The following is a 17,655-nucleotide window of genomic DNA, read 5'->3' as shown; positions in this document are numbered from 1 at the left end:
ATGAACAATTTACAGAAACTCAATACAGTTTTTATTACTTCCTTCGAAATAGATGAGTCGCAGTTGGATGATGTGGCTTATAATACTGTAGCATTGTGGGATTCAGTAGGACAGATGATTTTGATTACCAATTTAGAGGAACAGTTTGATATAATGATCGATATGGAGGACATCATGGACATCAACTCGTATAAGGCTGCAAAAAGTATCTTGACAGAAAAATATAATATTGATTTTAAAAATGTTTAATTTATTGCAATATGCTTCACGGAAAGCTATAGTAACAGATCGTGGAGAAACATTAACATACTTGCAGCTCAATAACGAGGTTGAGTTATTCCATAAAGCGCTTCCTGCAAAGGGTTTTTTATTTATACTCAGTGAAAATTTATTGGGTGCTTTAGTCGGTTATGTTGCTGCAATGAAGAAGCATGTACCAAGCGTATTGCTTAATGGTTGTACGGATTTGGAATTAGTGCAACAACTTATTTCTATTTATCATCCTGAATATTTGTGGATTCCTACCCGAAGGGTTTATGAGATTGGTGGAAAAACGGTTTATGAGTATGGAGATTTTTCCTTACAAATGATGCAATATGAGAAAGAATATATAGGAATAATTAAAAACATTAATCCAGATCTTTTGTTATGTCTCACGACATCTGGTAGTACCGGTTCTCCTAAACTTGTGCGGCTGTCGGAAAGTAACCTCTATAGTAACGCTGAAAGTATAGCAGAGTATCTGAAAATAGATGAAAATGAACGTCCTGTTACAACATTACCAATGTATTATTCATTTGGAATGTCAGTTATCAATTCACATCTAATTAAGGGGGCTACAATATTACTCACCGATAAAACCGTGTTGCAAAGGGAATTTTGGTCGTTCATGAAAGAACAAAGGGCGACTTCCATTGCAGGGGTGCCATATACTTACGAAATGCTCAAGCGTTTAGGATTCTTTCGTATGGAATTGCCTAATTTGAAAACAATGACACAAGCTGGAGGTAAATTAAATGCTGCTTTTGTAAAAGAATATGTAGATTATGCTGAGGCTAATGGTAAATCGTTTGTCGTGATGTATGGTCAAACCGAAGCAGCTCCGCGTATGAGTTATTTACCTTATAACAAAGCTGTAGAAAAAAATGCATCTATCGGTATTGCCATTCCAGGGGGGGAATTTTATATAATTGATGCAAGTGGGAAGGAAATAATAGAATCTTATATAGATGGAGAGTTAGTATATAAAGGACCTAATGTGTGTCTTGGATATGCTGAGAAACGAGAAGATTTGCAATTGGGCAATGAAAATCATGGAGTACTACATACTGGAGACATTGCCTACCGTGATGAAGAGGGTTATTACTATATCACTGGTCGTATGAAACGTTTTGTAAAAATGTGGGGGAATCGTTGTAATTTGGATGCTATAGAGCAGTTTGTTAAGACGATAACGTTAAATTGTGCCTGTAGTGGAGTGGATGACCTCATCACCATCTTTGTTACAGAAAAGGGCTTGGAAGAGCGTATCAAAAATTTATTGATGGGAAAGACAGGCTTTAATCCATGCGCCTTTGTTGTAAAGGTGGTTCGTGAAATACCTAAATTTAATTCGGGAAAGATTGATTATCCCAAACTTCAGAAAATGATATGATAAGGCTAGGTAAGAATCTCTCGCCTCTGTGTTTCCTACCTTCGGGGCAATTGCTGTGTTATCGAAGAGGAAATCTATTGGTGGTGAAGAATTACAAGATTGAACTGAAGCATAGGGTGTTTTTTAATTTTAAAGAGCGAGTGTTGGGTAATTTCGGTACACTCTTTCGTTTGTTGCGGCTTGGAGTACGTGCGGCAGAAGCTATTGACAATGATCATATTCTATTGAATATAGGTAATAGTATCAGTGAATATAGTCTCTCGAAAGGAGAGTTGTCTAAAGGTTTTTTCGTTGGAGAGGGGATACGTCCGTTAATATTTACTATAGTAAAGGGCATAATAGGGATCAACGATGGTGTGTACTTTGGAGGTTATAGAGGAAATAAATTGAAAGAACCAGTACATGTTTATAAACGGATAGCAATCGACCAGTGGGAGATTGTGTACACTTTTGCACAAGGAATGATAAATCATATCCATAATATTGTAGCAGATCCGTATCGTAATTGTTTATGGGTCTTTACTGGTGATTTTGATGAGGCTGCAGCCATTTGGAAGATAACGGATAATTTCAAGAAGGTAGAAAGAGTGTTATGTAATAAGCAAATGTACAGAGGATGTGTCGTGTTTCCGGTAAAGCAAGGTTTGCTCTATGCAACAGACGCTCCGTTTGCTCAAAATTACGTGTACTTACTGAAGGATGATTTTACCGTTGTACAATTGAGGGAAATAGATGGATCATGTATTTATGGATGTCAGGTTAAGGATAAATATGTGTTTTCGACTACGGTAGAACCTGATGGGCGTACAAATACCATATTTAATCTGTTATTTAGTCGGAAAAGAGGAGCTGGTATTAGAGATATGTACACTCGTATGTATGTGGGTGATATTAGTGGCGGTTTCAAAGAAGTTTACAAAGTAAAGAAGGATATTTTGCCTTACTTGTTCCAATTCGGGGTGATAAGATTTCCATATGGTGTTAATACATCTGAAAAGCTTTATTTTCAGCCGGTAGCAACCAATAAGCACGATCTGGATTTGTTAGTCATTGATGATGTATCAATTTATGAATGAGATACATTTTCTTATCTTACTAAAGAATTCGGAGACGACGTTGTACAAGAAACTAATTTACGCTTTAAAGAACACGAAAGATAGGCGTCGTATGCCTGACTTAGTGAAGGAGTTGGTTTGTTAACACCTTGCCAACTTGTCGGCATCTAACCGTATCGTTTACGACAAGGCGATGGAGCGTTTTTTCGTGAACCGTATCGTAGAGGGAAATATTCGTGAAGCGGTGATACAAGAGGGGATCGAAAAAGGGATGAAGAAAGGGCTTGAAATCGGAAAAAAGAGGGGATATTAGCCGTGACACTTGAAAAAGATGTAGTTGTCTATAGCACAGACTATGGAGTAACGGACTTGACGGTAGGTAAGGAAGATTGAGGCGTTGTAAGTATTATGGTAAAAGATTTAAAAGGCGGGCTTGCTTGTTTCTTTTTTTCAAAAGATGGGGAACATAGATAGCATCAAGATAATAGTCAAGAGAAAAAACGGTAAAATATTTGACAGGTATTTGATAAGTACTTGTTTTGGCGTGTATCGTCTTAGGTGACCGTTAGTGGTGATTGATGGGCGATAGACGTGATATGTTTTGTTATCACAAATATTAAAATCAATAATCATGTCTATTTTTAAAGGTAAAACCTTGTTGATAACCGGGGGTACGGGTTCTTTCGGTAATGCGGTTTTGCGTCGATTTTTGGATTCGGATATCAAAGAGATTCGGATATTCAGTCGTGACGAGAAGAAACAGGATGATATGCGTCACCAGTTACAAAACTCAAAAGTGAAGTTTTATATCGGGAACGTGCGGGATCGGCAGTCTGTTGACGGGGCAATGAAGGGGGTTGATTACGTGTTTGCGGCGGCGGCATTGAAGCAGGTGCCGAGTTGCGAGTTTTTCCCGTTACAAGCGGTACAGACAAACGTGATTGGCACAGATAACGTGTTGGAGTCAGCAATAGCTCATGGGGTGAAAAATGTGGTTGTATTATCAACGGATAAAGCTGCTTATCCAATAAATGCGATGGGTATCTCAAAGGCAATGATGGAGAAGGTGGCGATTGCTAAAGGGCGAACGCTTGGGGAGAGGGCTACAACAACGATTTGTTGTACACGTTATGGTAACGTGATGGCGAGTCGGGGAAGTGTGATTCCTTTGTGGGTGGAGCAGATTAAATCGGGAAAACCTATTACGATCACAGATCCAAATATGACTCGTTTTATGATGACGTTAGATGATGCTGTTGATTTGGTTTTGTACGCTTTTGAGCATGGTTATAATGGGGATTTATTTGTTCAAAAAGCTCCAGCTGCAACATTGTACGTACTCGCAGAGGCGTTGAAGCAATTATATAAGGCTGATACGGACGTGAAAGTGATCGGAACTCGTCACGGGGAAAAGCTTTACGAGACGTTGGTAACCCGAGAAGAGATGGCGAAAGCGATAGATATGGGAAACTATTATCGGGTTCCTTGTGATAATCGGGATCTGAATTATGATAAATATTTCAAAGAGGGGGATGAAAAAATTGCTATGATCGAAGATTATCATAGCCATAATACGGCTCGTCTTGATGTGGAAGGGATGAAAGAGTTGTTGTTGAAACTTCGTTTTATTCGGGAGGATTTGGGACTGGATGAGAGAAGAAAATCTTCAGAAATACGCTCTGAATAGTAAACCAAGAATTGAATTAAATCTGAATAGAATTTTACGAATCTGGTAAAATCATAATTTTATAACATGAATGTATTAATAACGGGAGCCAAGGGATTCATCGGGCGAAACCTCGTATCCCAATTGAGGAATATCCAGTTAGGTAAGGCAAAGAATTATAACGTGTCTGGAGAGTTAAACGTTTTTGAATATGACGTGGATAGTGACTCGGGGAAGTTAGAGGACTATTGTAAGGAAGTAGATTTCGTTTTTAACTTGGCAGGAGTGAATCGCCCGAAGAATGAATCTGAATTCATGAAGGGAAATTTCGGGTTTGTTTCGACCTTGTTAGAGACGTTGAAGAAGCATAGAAACTCGTGTCCGGTTATGATCTCGTCTTCGATTCAAGCCACTTTGGATAACCCTTATGGGGAGTCTAAACGAGCGGGAGAGGATTTGATGTTCGAGTATGCGAGGGAGACGGGGGCAAGGGTATTGGTTTATCGTTTCCCGAATGTGTTTGGGAAATGGTGTCGTCCGAATTATAACAGTGCAGTAGCCACGTTTTGTCATAATATTGCCAATGATTTACCGATACAGGTGAATGATAAGAGCGTGATGATGAGACTTGTGTACGTGGATGACGTGGTGGACGAGTTGATCGGGGCTCTCTCTGGGAACGAGCATCGGGATGGAAATTATTGTTTCGTCCCCACTGTACACGAGCTCGAACTTGGCAAGATCGTGGATTTGATACTCTCGTTCAAGAAGGATCGGGAGAGTTTGAATGTTCCGGATGTGGAAGACTCTTTCATAAAGAAGTTGTATTCCACGTACCTATCGTATCTGCCGAAACACGGTTTCGGTTACCCGTTAAAGATGAATGTGGATGACAGGGGAAGTTTTACGGAGATAATTCGTACAAGCGATCGGGGACAGTTTTCAGTGAATATCTCTAAACCGGGAATAACTAAGGGTAATCACTGGCATCACACGAAAAACGAGAAATTCCTAGTGGTGAGTGGTCGAGGCGTGATCCGTTTTCGGGATATGAATGACCCGAACGGGGAGGTGATCGAGTATTTTGTTTCCGGAGAAAAGATGGAGGTGATTGATATTCCCACGGGATACACACATAATATAGAGAATCTTGGAGAAGGGGAAATGGTCACGTTCATGTGGTGTAACGAGTGTTTTGACCCGGAACGTCCGGATACCTATTTTGAGAAAGTTTAATTTATGGTAAAGTGACAAAATCATGGATATAAATATAGATTATTCCGGAATCCGTTTTCGGGATAACGGGAAGTTGAAGTTATTGATCATCGTGGGTACGCGCCCAGAGATTATCCGGCTGGCGGCTGTAATCAATAAATGTAGAATATATTTTGACTGTATTCTGGCTCACACGGGGCAAAATTATGATTATAATTTGAATGGGATATTTTTCCGGGATTTGAAGTTGGAGGATCCGGAGGTGTACATGAATGCAGTGGGGGATGATTTGGGGGCCACGGTGGGGAATATTATCAATTGTAGTTATAAATTGATGGTGGCAACGAGACCTGATGCCTTGTTGATTTTGGGAGACACAAATAGTTGCCTTTCAGCGATAGCGGCGAAGCGGTTACATGTTCCGATATTTCACATGGAGGCAGGAAATCGTTGTAAGGACGAATGCTTACCGGAGGAGACGAACCGTCGGATAGTTGATATTATTTCCGACGTGAACATGTGTTACAGCGAGCATGCTCGTCGCTACCTAGCTGAGAACGGGTTGCCCAAAGAGAGAACGTACGTGACTGGATCCCCGATGGCGGAAGTGTTACATGCTAATTTAAGAGATATAAAGGCCTCTGGCATTCATGCAAAATTGGGTTTGGAGAAGGGAAAATACTTGTTGCTCTCGGCCCATCGGGAAGAGAATATTGACACGGAAAAGAATTTTCTTTCTCTTTTTGTGGCAATTAATGTTATGGCAGAAAAGTATGATATGCCAATATTATATAGTTGTCACCCGAGATCAAGAAAACGTTTGGAGCAGAGCGGTTTTAAATTGGATCGGCGGGTGATACAACACGAACCATTAGGTTTTCATGATTACAATTGCCTTCAAATGAACGCTTATGCGGTGATCTCCGATAGCGGAACTTTGCCGGAGGAAAGTAGTTTCTTTACTTCAATAGGGCAATCCTTCCCGGCCGTGTGTATTCGTACCTCAACGGAACGTCCAGAGGCTTTGGACAAGGGGGGATTTATTCTTGCCGGAATAGATGAGAAGTCGTTACTTCAGGCTGTGGAAACGGCAGTGGAGATGACTGTGAAAGGAGACAATGGTTTACCAGTGCCTGATTATATAGAGGAAAATGTGTCAACCAAAGTGGTGAAGTTGATTCAAAGTTATACGGGGGTCGTAGACAAGATGGTGTGGAGAAAATATTGAGAAAATGAATGTGTTGTTCTTGACATTAAGCTGGATCACGGACATTAACTTGCGAGGAATATATACTGACTTGCTTCGGGAATTTATTCACCACGGACATACTTGTTATGTTGTGACTCCAAATGAGCGTTCAACAGGAAAACCTACGGGAGTAATAGAGTTTCCCGGGGGAAAGATTCTTGGGGTTAAGACGTTGAATATTCAGAAAACGAATATAGTGGAGAAAGGGATCGGGATGTTGTTGTTGGAAAGACAGTACTTGCATGCAATACGAAAATATTTTACGAATGTTTATTTCGATTTGATTCTTTATTCTACGCCGCCAATTACTTTTAATCAGGTGATTGAGAGTGAAAAGAAAAGGTGTGTGGCGAGAACTTACTTGCTGTTAAAAGATATATTCCCTCAAAATGCGGTAGATTTAGGGATGTTTTCTCGAAAAGGCTTATTTTATCGTTTTTTTCGTAAGAAAGAACAAAAGTTGTATCAAATTTCCGATTATATCGGTTGTATGTCCCCGGCTAATGTACGATTCGTGTTGAAGCATAACCCGGGAGTAGATCCTCGAAAAGTGGAAGTCTGTCCTAATTGTGTGAAATTGGAGGAGACAGAGAAGGTGGTTGACCGCAAACAAGTATTAAGTGAGTTAGGAATTCCTTCTGAAAAAGCGGTATTCGTGTATGGTGGAAATTTAGGAAAACCTCAAGGAGTGGATTTCTTGATGGAGGTTTTAGAGGCGAATGAACGGAGGGAAAACTCTTATTTCGTGATAGTTGGTAGTGGAACAGAATACCTAAGGTTGAAACGTTGTTTTTTAGATCATGATTTTCAGAATTCAAAACTATTGTCAACTTTGCCAAAAGAACAATACGATAATTTAGTCCGAGTGTGTGATGTTGGCTTGATTTTTTTAGATCGTCGTTTTACAATTCCCAATTATCCCTCTCGTTTGTTATCGTATTTAGAAAATCGGGTACCAGTGCTGTTGGCTACAGATAGGAATACAGACATAGGAAGAATTGCAGTTGAGAATAGTTACGGATATTGGGTGGAAAGCGGGGATTTGGAAGGATTTGTTCGTGCTATCGAAAGGTTAGGGGGAGATGCTGGCTTACGAGAGGAAATGGGGCGACGGGGATATCAATTTTTAAAAGAAAATTACACGGTAGAGAGAGGTTATAAAATAATCATGAATCATTTTTGAATGAAAATGTATAGAAGTTGTTTTAAAAGGTGTATAGATTTTTTTATCGTCTTCTGCGTACTATTAGTGATTTGGCCAATTTTAGTTATTATAGCGCTCGGATTGCATTTTGCCAATGAAGGTGCTGGTGCGTTTTTTACGCAGGAACGTCCGGGAAGAGACGGGAAGATTTTTAAAGTAATAAAGTTTAAGTCGATGACTGATGAACGAGATCCTATGGGTAATTTATTGTCCGATGAAAAACGCTTGACGAAAATTGGAAAATTTATTCGCATGACTTCTTTGGACGAATTACCACAATTGATTAATGTACTAAAGGGCGATATGTCGTTAATTGGTCCGAGGCCTCTATTGCCACGATATTTACCATTGTACTCGAAGGAGCAAGCTCGCAGACATGATATTAGACCGGGAATTACAGGGTGGGCGCAAGTGAATGGGCGTAATAACATTAGTTGGAAAAGAAAGCTTGAGTTAGATGTTTGGTATGTCGATCATCTTTCTTTTGCATTAGATATAAAGATTTTAGTCTGGACAATAAAGAAAGTGATTAAAAGGGATGGAGTAAGTAAAAAAGGAATGGTCACAACTGAATTTTTTGATGGAAATAATTGATATGAAAGATATTGCTATATATGGGGCTGGTGGGTTTGGTCGTGAAGTTGCTTGTGTGTTGAGATGTATTAACGAGATTAAGCCTGTTTGGAATTTGGTGGGTTTTTTTGATGATGGAAAACAAATAGGTAACCAAACGGAATTCGGGCCGATTTTGGGAGGAATGACACAGTTGAATAACTATGCAACTCCATTGTCCGTGGTTTTTGCAATCGGTTCCCCTCGAGCGGTGGACGTGTTAAGAAGTAAGGTAGTTTCAGATAAAATTAGTTTCCCGAATATCATTGCTCCTGATGTCAGATTTTTAGATAAAGAGCATTTGGTGATGGGGGAAGGAAATTTGTTTTGTCTGGGATGTACTGTTACTTGTAATGTTCGGATGGGGAGTTTTAATCGATTTAACGGTTATATCACTATTGGACATGATGTAGAACTAGGGAGTTATAATGCCGTGATGCCTGGGAGTCGTATTTCTGGGGATGTGAAAATGGGAAATTATAATTTTGTAGGAGTGAATGCTGCGATATTGCAGGGTGTCACGATAGGTGATAATACTGTTATTGGTGCTAATAGTGTTATTATCAGGGATACAAAAGATGGATTAACTTATATCGGTAATCCTGCCAAAAAATTTAGTTTTTAATCTTTAAATATAAATACAATGGATTTACAACAATTTATTCAACAATTTGCAGAACAGTTTGATGATACAGATTTGACGGTGTTTTCTGCTGGAACGAAATTCAAAGAACTTGATGAGTGGTCTTCTTTGATTGCTTTATCGGTTATTGCCATGATTGATGATGAGTATGACGTACAAATCAAAGGGGATGATGTGCGGAATGCAAGCACCATCAAAGAACTTTTTGAAATTGTCAAAGGTCAGAAATAATGGCTATTTTTTCTATTCCCAATGTCGTGTTAAAAGGGGTTACGGCTTGTGTTCCCCCTTTTATCGATGAAAACCATAGGTCTACATTAATGTCTCCGGAGGAGATGAAAAAATTAATCGAATCTATCGGGGTTGAAAGAAAACATATTGCAGATCAAGATACTTGTACTTCTGATTTGTGTTATAAAGCTGCCGAAAAATTGATAGCAGAGTTAAATTGGAGAAAGGATGAGATTGATTGCCTGATATTTGTATCTCAGACGCCAGATTATATTTTACCTGCCACTTCCTGTTTACTTCAAGAAAGATTGGGATTACCTAAAGAATGTTACACGTTAGATATTTCTTTAGGGTGTTCCGGATGGGTTTATGGATTAAGTGCAATTTCGGGGCTGCTATCAAATGGAGGAATGGAGAAGGGGCTTTTATTGGTTGGTGATACAACTTCTAAAACAACATCTAGGAAAGACAAAAGCTCATGGCCTTTATTTGGTGATGCGGGGACGGCTACAGCTTTGGAATATGAAGAAGGGGAAAAAGGTTTCACGTTTCATATGGCAACGGATGGTAGTGGTGGAAATGCAATTGTCGTTCCAGATGGAGGATATAGAAATCCATACTCGGAAAGTACCTTGAGCATGAAACAACAATCGGAAGGTGTTGTTATGAATAATTTGCATTGCCGATTGGATGGAATGACCGTTTTTTCTTTTGCTATATCCAAGGTTCCGAAAAGTGTGAAAGCTTTATTAGAAAGAGTGAAGATGGACAAAGAACAAATAGATTTCTATTTATTTCATCAAGCAAATTTCTTTTTAAATGAAACGATTCGTAAAAAATTGAAATTAAATGAAGAACAGGTACCTTATTCTTTGCAAGATTTTGGGAATACGAGTTGTGCTACGATTCCATTAACGATGGTTACAGAAATGAAGCCAAAACTTGAAACCGAAAAATTAAGAATGGTCGGTTGTGGATTTGGAGTTGGGCTGTCTTGGGGAAGCGTGTATTTTGAAACGAATAAGATAGTATGTCCTCAATTATTAATTTATTAAAGTTATAATGATATATAATCCGTTTGCTTTATCAGGTAAGACCGTTTTGGTTACGGGAGCATCTTCAGGAATTGGAAAAGTTACTGCAATTGAATGCTCGAAAATGGGAGCTAGTGTAATTATAACTGGGCGAGATCAAGAGAGACTTAATGAAACTTTTTCTTCTTTGGTGGGGAGCGGCCATAAACAGATTATTGCAGACCTAACTGTAGAAAATGAGTTAGAGAATCTTGTGGAACAGTTACCCGTTTTGGATGGTTGTGTGAATAATGCGGGTATTGGAATAACAATACCGATTCAGTTTTTTTCCATGGAAAACATGGAGAAAATTTTTCAAACTAATTTTTTCGCCCCTGTTTTATTAACAAGCTTGTTGATAAAGAAGAAGAAAATGGGTAAACCGTCTTCGATGGTTTTTACCTCTTCTATATCTCATATGGTTCGAGAGGCTGGAAGTGGAATATACGGTTGTTCAAAAGCTAGTTTGGAAACATTTATGAAATTTGCTGCGAAAGAATTTTCAATCAAGAAAATCCGATGTAATTCAGTGAATCCAGGAATGGTTCATACCCCATTGATTCATGAGGGAATCTTGTCAAAAGAACAAATGGAGGAAGATATGAAAAAATATCCTCTAAAGCGGTATGGCGATCCTTTAGATATTGCTTATGGTATTATATACTTTTTGTCTGATGCTTCTTCGTGGGTAACTGGACATACTCTTGTTATTGATGGTGGACGAATATTATAAAAATGGCTTTTATAACTTATAATAATGTTGGCATAAAGGCAATAGCAGCTTGTGTTCCTTCAAAAGTCGTTCGTAATGAAGATTTGATACATCTTATCCCTCAAGAAGAGATAGAGAAGCTTGTAAATTCAATAGGAATAAAAGAAAGACGAGAGGCAAGTGAAAAAGTGTGTTCGTCTGATTTGTGTTTTGAAGCGGCGGAGAGATTGCTGAGTGACAATCAAGTTGATCGGGGAGAGGTTGATGCCTTGATTTTTTTAAGTCAAACACCGGATTATAGACAGCCTTCAACAGCACCTTCATTGCAGAATAGGTTAGGACTATCACAAAAGACGTTAGCGTTTGACATGAACATGGCGTGCTCTGGATATTTATATGGTTTATCTGTTGCTTTTGCCCTTGCTTCTCAAGATGGTATAAATAATGTATTGTTACTTGTTGGAGAAACGATGTCTAAAACTGTTTCAAAGCAAGATAAAAATACAACACCATTGTTTGGGGATGCAGGTACGGCTTCGTTAATAACGAAAGGGAAAAACTTCGGTTTTTCTTTTTTTAACCTGAATTCTGATGGTAGTGGCTGTGATATTTTGAAAGTTCCTTATGGTGGATATCGTAACCCTAGTTGTAAGGGAGGTTTTGAAGAGATTGTAGATGATAATGGAAATGTGTTGACTGGGGAACAATTACACATGGATGGAATGAATGTGTTTAACTTCGGTTTGCGAGTGGTTCCTACAAGTATAAAAAAAGTTGTTGAATATGCGGGTAAAGAAATGAGTCAAGTTGATGTCATTTTGTTCCACCAGGCGAATAAATTCATGACTGATTTTTTTGCTAAGAAATTAAAATTCTCACTAAATAAGGTGCCTTACAGTCTTGATCGATACGGGAATACGAGTGCGGCCTCGATCCCGTTAAATGTCGTGTCTGAGATGTATAACACCAGTAATTTTACCGTTAGAGATAATGTTGTCATGGCTGGATTTGGAGCTGGGCTTTCGTGGGGAACTTGTTTGTTATCTCTGGCAAGTACAATTATTTCACCATTAATCGAGTATTAATTATGAGATTTTATGTTTTCAGGAATTACACGATAGAACCTTTTTTCAAGGGGATGGATGTCGTTTTTTCTGGTTATGAAGATGTTTTGTCATTTGACGAACATGTGGATCGTTATATTTGGATGTATTTGCCTTCCTTTAAATTGGAAGAAGAGGTTGTTGTTTCCGAGGTTGATAATTATACCCGTATGTTGGAATGGATTCTTTCGAGAACTAATAAATTATTGCTAGCCTTGACAATGCCAAATGTATTTGAGGTGAAATTCCAAACGAGCACGAGAAAATTAGCTGATGCGATTGAAAAGTATAACGAGAAACTTCGTGTGTTAACAACTCGATATTCTCATTTGCGAGTACTTGATATTCTTGACTTTTTACAACGCTACGGGAATGTTAATTGGATTGATTGGAAATTTTATTTTATATCTCAAATCCCGTTGAGTCCCCGTTTGGCTAAAGATTTCAACGTGTGGTTTCAACGCCAGGTTGATATAATCGAATTGAAGAGGAAAAAATGTATCGTTCTGGATTTAGATAATACTCTATGGGGAGGAGTGTTGGGAGAGGATGGGGAACGAGGAATAAAAATCGGGGAAGGTTACCCGGGGAACACGTATCGTTTTTTCCAGCAATACTTGTTGGAGTTGAGACGTAATGGTGTGATTCTGACTGTTTGTAGTAAGAATAACGAGAGAGAGGTTTTAACTATTTTGGAGAAGCATCCTGAAATGATATTACGAAAAGAGCACTTTACAGCTTATCGTATAAATTGGAATAACAAGGCAGATAATATTCGAGAATTAGCGGTGGAATTAAATATCGGCTTGGATAGTATAGTGTTTGTCGATGATAATCCAACGGAGAGAGAGCTAGTGAAACAAATGTTACCGGAAGTAAGTGTACCGGATTTTCCTGAACAGCCTTATTTATTTCCTGTATTTGCGAAAGAATTGACGGATTCTTATTTTAAAGTGTATTCTTTGACCTCGGAAGATATTGCCAAAAGTCAACAATACAGAGAAAATGCGGAACGAGTTCGGTTTGAAAAACAATTTGCTGATTTTGATAGCTATTTGAAAAGTCTCGATATTGAATTGACAATCGAACCGATGGATGAGTTTAACGTTGTGCGGATGGCCCAGATGACCCAAAAAACGAATCAATTTAACTTGACCACTCGCAGGTACACGGAAACGGATATACGCGAGTTCGAGAGGAATGGGGCTCGTGTTTGGGGACTACGAGTGAGCGATCGTTTCGGGGATAACGGTTTGACGGGTTTAATAATAGTAACGATCAATCAAGGAAAAGCCATGATTGATACCTTGCTTCTAAGCTGTAGAATACTAGGTAAGAATATAGAAGATGCTTTTGTTCGATACACGTTATCACTTTTAAAACTTGAAGGAATACGAACAATTGATGCAGTGTATTGTCCAACGGCTAAAAATATTCAAGTAAAAAATTTTTATGATAAAATTGGATTAAAGTTCAAGGAAGATAAAGAGGGTAATTGTTATTATTCAGGAGATTTGGATAATTTGGACTTGAGTGTTTCTGAAATTTATAAATTGAAAAATGATGAGAGACAAGATAAAAGAAGTGCTGAAAAAAGTGTTTGAACTGAATGAAGTACATGAGAATATTTCGCAAACAACATGTGCTAAATGGGATTCGTTAAATCATTTAAATTTGATAGTAGAATTAGAGGATGAATTTAACGTGTCTTTTGAACCGGAAGATATTGCGGAGATGAAATCTTTGGATATAATAGAAACTAAGTTGAATCGTTTAGTTTAAAGAATTGAATATTGAGAGAGTCGTTTCTGGGAGCTTTACATCAAATATGTATATACTCTGGGAGGACGTTACAAGAGACGTGGTTGTCATTGATCCTGGGGAGCAAGATGAGGTTAAACTTTTAGATTTTTTCTTAAAGACAAAGTTGAAACCTGCCTGGGTGTTCTTGACTCACGAGCATTTTGATCATTGTGCGGGAGTTAACACCTTAAATCGTTATTACGATTTCCAGTTATTCACCACGTTTGAATGTAATCATAAAATTCGAGACCAGAGAGGAAATCTTTCTTTGTACGCGGAAGGGTATTGTGAGCCTTTCGTGATCGAGATGCCCGTGCGTGTTGTGTCGGATTCGGAGCGGATACTGATTAATGGGAAAATTTACGAGATTATAATAACCCCGGGACATTCTGCTGGTGGAATGTGCGTGAAAGTCGAAAACTATTTATTTAGTGGGGATTCCTTGTTAGAAACTAAAGTACCAGTAAAGCTTCCCGGGGGAAACAAGCTACAGTTACAGGAGTCTTTACAAAGGTTGAAAGATAGGTGTGATCCGGGTGTCCGTGTTTATCCTGGGCATGGAGAGTGTTTTGCTTGGTAATGTTTTAATTATATATTATATATGAAACCTAGGATTTGGCTTTCGTTAGCCCACATGAGTGGTCGAGAACAAGAATTTATACAAGAGGCATTTGACACGAATTGGGTGGTTCCCTTGGGGCCGAACGTGAATGCCTTTGAAAAATCTCTCAGAGATTTCTTAATTGAAAATGGAGAATTGAAAATTGAAAATGAAGAGATGCGGGTGGTGGCATTGAGTGCGGGGACTGCGGCATTGCATTTGGGGTTGATATTACTAGGGGTACAGCCAGGAGATGAGGTAATCTGTCAGTCGTTCACGTTTGCGGCATCGGCGAACCCGATTGCTTACTTGGAAGCAACTCCGGTTTTCGTGGATAGCGAGAAGGAGACGTGGAATATGGACCCGGTGTTGTTGGAGGAGGCGATCAAGGATCGGTTGGAAAAGACGGGGAAGTTACCGAAGGCGATTATTCCGGTACATTTGTATGGGATGCCTGTGAAGATGGACGAGGTGATGGAGGTGGCGAATCGTTACGGGATTCCGGTGCTAGAGGATTCTGCGGAAGCGTTGGGGTCGGAGTACAAGGGGCAGAAGTGTGGGACGTTCGGGGAGTACGGGGTTCTGTCATTTAACGGGAACAAGATGATCACGACGTCGGGAGGTGGTGCCTTGATTTGTCCGAACGAGGAGAAGGCGAAAAGAGCTTTGTTCTATGCCACGCAGGCTAGAGAACAAGCCCCGCATTACCAGCACGAGAAGATCGGGTATAATTACCGGATGAGTAATATTTGTGCAGGAATCGGGAGGGGGCAGATGTTCGTGCTGGATGAACACGTTGCCCGGAGACGGGCGATTCATGATTTGTACGTGAAATTGCTAGCCGGGGTGAAGGGGGTGAAGGTAATGTGCCAGCCGGAAGGGATGGGTTTTAACTCGAATTACTGGCTGACGTGTATCACGGTGGAACCGGAAGAGGCGGGTTTCACGAGAGAAGATGTCAGGTTAGCCTTGGACGGGGAGAATATAGAGAGTCGGCCGTTGTGGAAGCCGATGCACTTGCAGCCGGTGTTCAAGGATGCGCCATTCTATGGTAACGGGACAAGTGAACGTTTGTTCGAGATCGGGTTGTGCTTGCCGTCGGGGCCGACGTTGACGGATGAGGACGTGGAGAGAGTGGTGAAAGTGATTTACGATTTATGATTTTAAATTTTAGATTGAAGGATTGAAAGATTGATAATTTTGGATTGAATGGTTGAGAGATTTGAGGGGGTATGATGATGTGATTTCCTGATTCCGATTTTTAAATTAAGAATATGTCCCGGGTAATAACGCCCGGGATTTTTTATTATTTTAAATTTAAAAACTATGACAGAATTGTTTAAGACGAGGTTCTTAGCATTATTGGCAGGAGAATCGCAGGAGGAAATTACGAAAGAATGTTTAGAGGAAGAATTAGGAAAATTTGTTGAAGAGGTTGCGGGACTATGCGACTCGGGGGGTGATTATTTGGCGACGTGTCGGACGTTGAATTACACGAAAGTTCGATTGCAGGTGTTATCGGAGATGTATAGGGACTGTGATGGAGTGGGGGAAAAAAGGTGCGTGGCGGTTATGTTTTATCGGGCGAGGATTGCAAGTGGTTGAGGACGAGTGGCGACTTTTTCACGAGAGGATGGATAATCCGGCGAGGTTCCTGAAAAATAAGGAGAAGAAGGTGTTGGTCTATTGGAAGACGGAAAATGTACAGACGAAGGTGATGGAATTGTTGATTGGTTTCGAGGCTCTTGAAGAATTTTATTCTCCGACTGGAAAGTTACTGGAGTTTTGCGAGTTGGTGGCCATTGCAGAGCAGGTTTTGGGGATCCAGATCAAAAATTATCGGCAGTTGAAAAGCAGGGTATTGAAACGGTATAAGGAGGAGACGGTTTTGGATCAATTGGAGAGGTTGATTGAGAAATTGAGGGTACAGGTTTACAAGTAGATTAAAATTTAGAGTTTAGAATCTAGAGTAAAAAGTTGGTAAGATTTTAGGGTAGTAGGAGTTTAAAACACTTTTGCTACCCTTTTTTGTTGTCTTGAAAGTGGGGGGATGAGTACTTTTTTGAATGCTGGTAATCATTGGGTTGGGATTATTTTGTTTGACGGAACCGTGGCGTATACCAAGCGGGGAGTTGAAGTGTTGTAATATTGCATTTGGAAATCAACGAGAGTTGATGAGATAAAAATAGTATTCATTTAAAAAAAGAATTATGGCTTTAGTTCGTAATGAATTTGGAATAAGGGGGCGAGTCGGAAATGTCGTTTTCTGCAAGCTGAACGGGAAGTCTTATATGAGGAGTTTGCCGGATAGAATTGATCCTAACACGTCGAAACAACAGGAAGTGAGATCTCGTTTCCGGGTGGCCGTGCGTTTTTACAAGAAGATAAAGGAGACTTCTTTGAAGGGTATTCTGGATCTTTCGGCTGACAAGATCTGTAGTAGTGGGTATGCGCTTTTTATGAAAAAGAATTTGAAGGCATTTCGGGCAAACGGAAAGATCGGTGATTTTTCGCAATTGCATTTTTCTGCCGGGAAGCGACAACAGGCGTATAATCTGCAGGGGAGAATGGATGATCAAGGAATGGTCACGCTGGATTGGGAGAATGACGAGGAGGCGTACAATTTTGAGGCGGCAGATCGTTTGAATGTTATCGTGCTTCCGTCGAATCGTTCATTTAGCCCGAAGTTGTTGGAGGGATTGGAGGTATTGCGGGTGGCAGAAAAGGCGACTTTCCCGTTAGAGCGTGGCAAGGGGGTGAAGATACATTTGTATTGTTTTTTCGAGTCCCCGGATGGGAAACGATTCTCGAATTCGCAGTACATTAAATTGTGA

21 protein-coding genes are annotated in these 17,655 nt (G+C 39.7%); all 21 read left to right on the top strand.

Annotation, left to right across the window (positions count from 1 at the left end):
• Complete coding sequence (locus tag I2I33_RS08980) at positions 1 to 249, top strand: acyl carrier protein (RefSeq protein ID WP_087421276.1); 249 nt, start codon at positions 1 to 3, stop codon at positions 247 to 249.
• Complete coding sequence (locus I2I33_RS08975; protein WP_087420696.1) at positions 242 to 1,654, top strand: AMP-binding protein; 1,413 nt, start codon at positions 242 to 244, stop codon at positions 1,652 to 1,654. The genes I2I33_RS08980 and I2I33_RS08975 overlap by 8 nt, the downstream gene beginning before the upstream one ends.
• Positions 1,651 to 2,730 (top strand): hypothetical protein, encoded by a 1,080-nt coding sequence (locus I2I33_RS08970; protein WP_229128245.1) that lies wholly within the window; start codon positions 1,651 to 1,653, stop codon positions 2,728 to 2,730. The genes I2I33_RS08975 and I2I33_RS08970 overlap by 4 nt, the downstream gene beginning before the upstream one ends.
• A 136-nt stretch (positions 2,731 to 2,866) precedes the next feature.
• Complete coding sequence (locus tag I2I33_RS08965; RefSeq protein WP_162613747.1) at positions 2,867 to 3,022, top strand: hypothetical protein; 156 nt, start codon at positions 2,867 to 2,869, stop codon at positions 3,020 to 3,022.
• A gap of 318 nt (positions 3,023 to 3,340) precedes the next feature.
• Complete coding sequence (locus tag I2I33_RS08960; protein ID WP_087420697.1) at positions 3,341 to 4,396, top strand: polysaccharide biosynthesis protein; 1,056 nt, start codon at positions 3,341 to 3,343, stop codon at positions 4,394 to 4,396.
• Between the two features lie 66 nt (positions 4,397 to 4,462).
• Positions 4,463 to 5,611 carry a capsular polysaccharide biosynthesis protein CapF gene (locus I2I33_RS08955; RefSeq protein ID WP_087420698.1) on the top strand — a complete coding sequence of 383 codons (1,149 nt, stop codon included), beginning with the start codon at positions 4,463 to 4,465 and terminating at the stop codon, positions 5,609 to 5,611.
• A 22-nt stretch (positions 5,612 to 5,633) separates the two neighbouring features.
• Complete coding sequence (locus I2I33_RS08950) at positions 5,634 to 6,818, top strand: UDP-N-acetyl glucosamine 2-epimerase (protein ID WP_087420699.1); 1,185 nt, start codon at positions 5,634 to 5,636, stop codon at positions 6,816 to 6,818.
• Positions 6,819 to 6,822: 4 nt separating this feature from the next.
• The gene (locus I2I33_RS08945; protein WP_087420700.1) at positions 6,823 to 8,022 is read left to right on the top strand and encodes a glycosyltransferase family 4 protein; all 1,200 of its coding nucleotides are present in this window, start codon (positions 6,823 to 6,825) and stop codon (positions 8,020 to 8,022) included.
• Between the two features lie 6 nt (positions 8,023 to 8,028).
• Complete coding sequence (locus I2I33_RS08940) at positions 8,029 to 8,637, top strand: sugar transferase (RefSeq protein WP_087421278.1); 609 nt, start codon at positions 8,029 to 8,031, stop codon at positions 8,635 to 8,637.
• 1 nt (position 8,638) lies between these two features.
• Positions 8,639 to 9,280, top strand: a complete 642-nt coding sequence (locus I2I33_RS08935) for a NeuD/PglB/VioB family sugar acetyltransferase (RefSeq protein ID WP_087421279.1) — start codon at positions 8,639 to 8,641, stop codon at positions 9,278 to 9,280.
• A gap of 18 nt (positions 9,281 to 9,298) precedes the next feature.
• A complete protein-coding gene (locus I2I33_RS08930) occupies positions 9,299 to 9,529 on the top strand; it encodes an acyl carrier protein (RefSeq protein WP_087420701.1) in 231 nt (76 codons plus the stop codon).
• Complete coding sequence (locus I2I33_RS08925) at positions 9,529 to 10,584, top strand: 3-oxoacyl-ACP synthase III family protein (RefSeq protein WP_087420702.1); 1,056 nt, start codon at positions 9,529 to 9,531, stop codon at positions 10,582 to 10,584. Before I2I33_RS08930 ends, I2I33_RS08925 begins: the two co-directional genes overlap by 1 nt.
• A 7-nt stretch (positions 10,585 to 10,591) precedes the next feature.
• Positions 10,592 to 11,335, top strand: a complete 744-nt coding sequence (locus tag I2I33_RS08920; protein WP_229128244.1) for an SDR family NAD(P)-dependent oxidoreductase — start codon at positions 10,592 to 10,594, stop codon at positions 11,333 to 11,335.
• Positions 11,336 to 11,337: 2 nt separating this feature from the next.
• Positions 11,338 to 12,399, top strand: a complete 1,062-nt coding sequence (locus I2I33_RS08915) for a ketoacyl-ACP synthase III (RefSeq protein ID WP_087420703.1) — start codon at positions 11,338 to 11,340, stop codon at positions 12,397 to 12,399.
• A 2-nt stretch (positions 12,400 to 12,401) separates the two neighbouring features.
• The gene (locus tag I2I33_RS08910) at positions 12,402 to 14,021 is read left to right on the top strand and encodes an HAD-IIIC family phosphatase (RefSeq protein ID WP_087420704.1); all 1,620 of its coding nucleotides are present in this window, start codon (positions 12,402 to 12,404) and stop codon (positions 14,019 to 14,021) included.
• Positions 13,981 to 14,199, top strand: a complete 219-nt coding sequence (locus I2I33_RS08905; protein ID WP_087420705.1) for an acyl carrier protein — start codon at positions 13,981 to 13,983, stop codon at positions 14,197 to 14,199. The genes I2I33_RS08910 and I2I33_RS08905 overlap by 41 nt, the downstream gene beginning before the upstream one ends.
• Positions 14,200 to 14,245: 46 nt before the next feature.
• Positions 14,246 to 14,800: an MBL fold metallo-hydrolase gene (locus I2I33_RS08900; RefSeq protein WP_087420706.1), complete on the top strand. Its 555-nt coding sequence runs from the start codon at positions 14,246 to 14,248 to the stop codon at positions 14,798 to 14,800.
• Between the two features lie 21 nt (positions 14,801 to 14,821).
• Positions 14,822 to 15,982, top strand: coding sequence for a DegT/DnrJ/EryC1/StrS family aminotransferase (locus tag I2I33_RS08895; protein WP_087420707.1), 1,161 nt, complete (start codon positions 14,822 to 14,824; stop codon positions 15,980 to 15,982).
• 165 nt (positions 15,983 to 16,147) lie between these two features.
• Positions 16,148 to 16,426, top strand: a complete 279-nt coding sequence (locus I2I33_RS08890; protein WP_087420708.1) for a hypothetical protein — start codon at positions 16,148 to 16,150, stop codon at positions 16,424 to 16,426.
• Positions 16,362 to 16,763 (top strand): hypothetical protein, encoded by a 402-nt coding sequence (locus I2I33_RS08885; RefSeq protein WP_140402571.1) that lies wholly within the window; start codon positions 16,362 to 16,364, stop codon positions 16,761 to 16,763. Before I2I33_RS08890 ends, I2I33_RS08885 begins: the two co-directional genes overlap by 65 nt.
• Before the next feature lie 268 nt (positions 16,764 to 17,031).
• On the top strand, positions 17,032 to 17,655 hold the full coding sequence (locus I2I33_RS08880) for a DUF6266 family protein (protein WP_087420710.1): 624 nt from the start codon (positions 17,032 to 17,034) through the stop codon (positions 17,653 to 17,655).

Origin of the sequence: Butyricimonas sp. BSD2780061689_150309_C8 (assembly GCF_015560935.1) — a bacterium.
Taxonomy (GTDB): domain Bacteria; phylum Bacteroidota; class Bacteroidia; order Bacteroidales; family Marinifilaceae; genus Butyricimonas; species Butyricimonas paravirosa.
The sequence above is the reverse complement of the archived record's forward strand: the minus strand, read 5'-3'. Positions and strand labels throughout refer to the sequence as shown.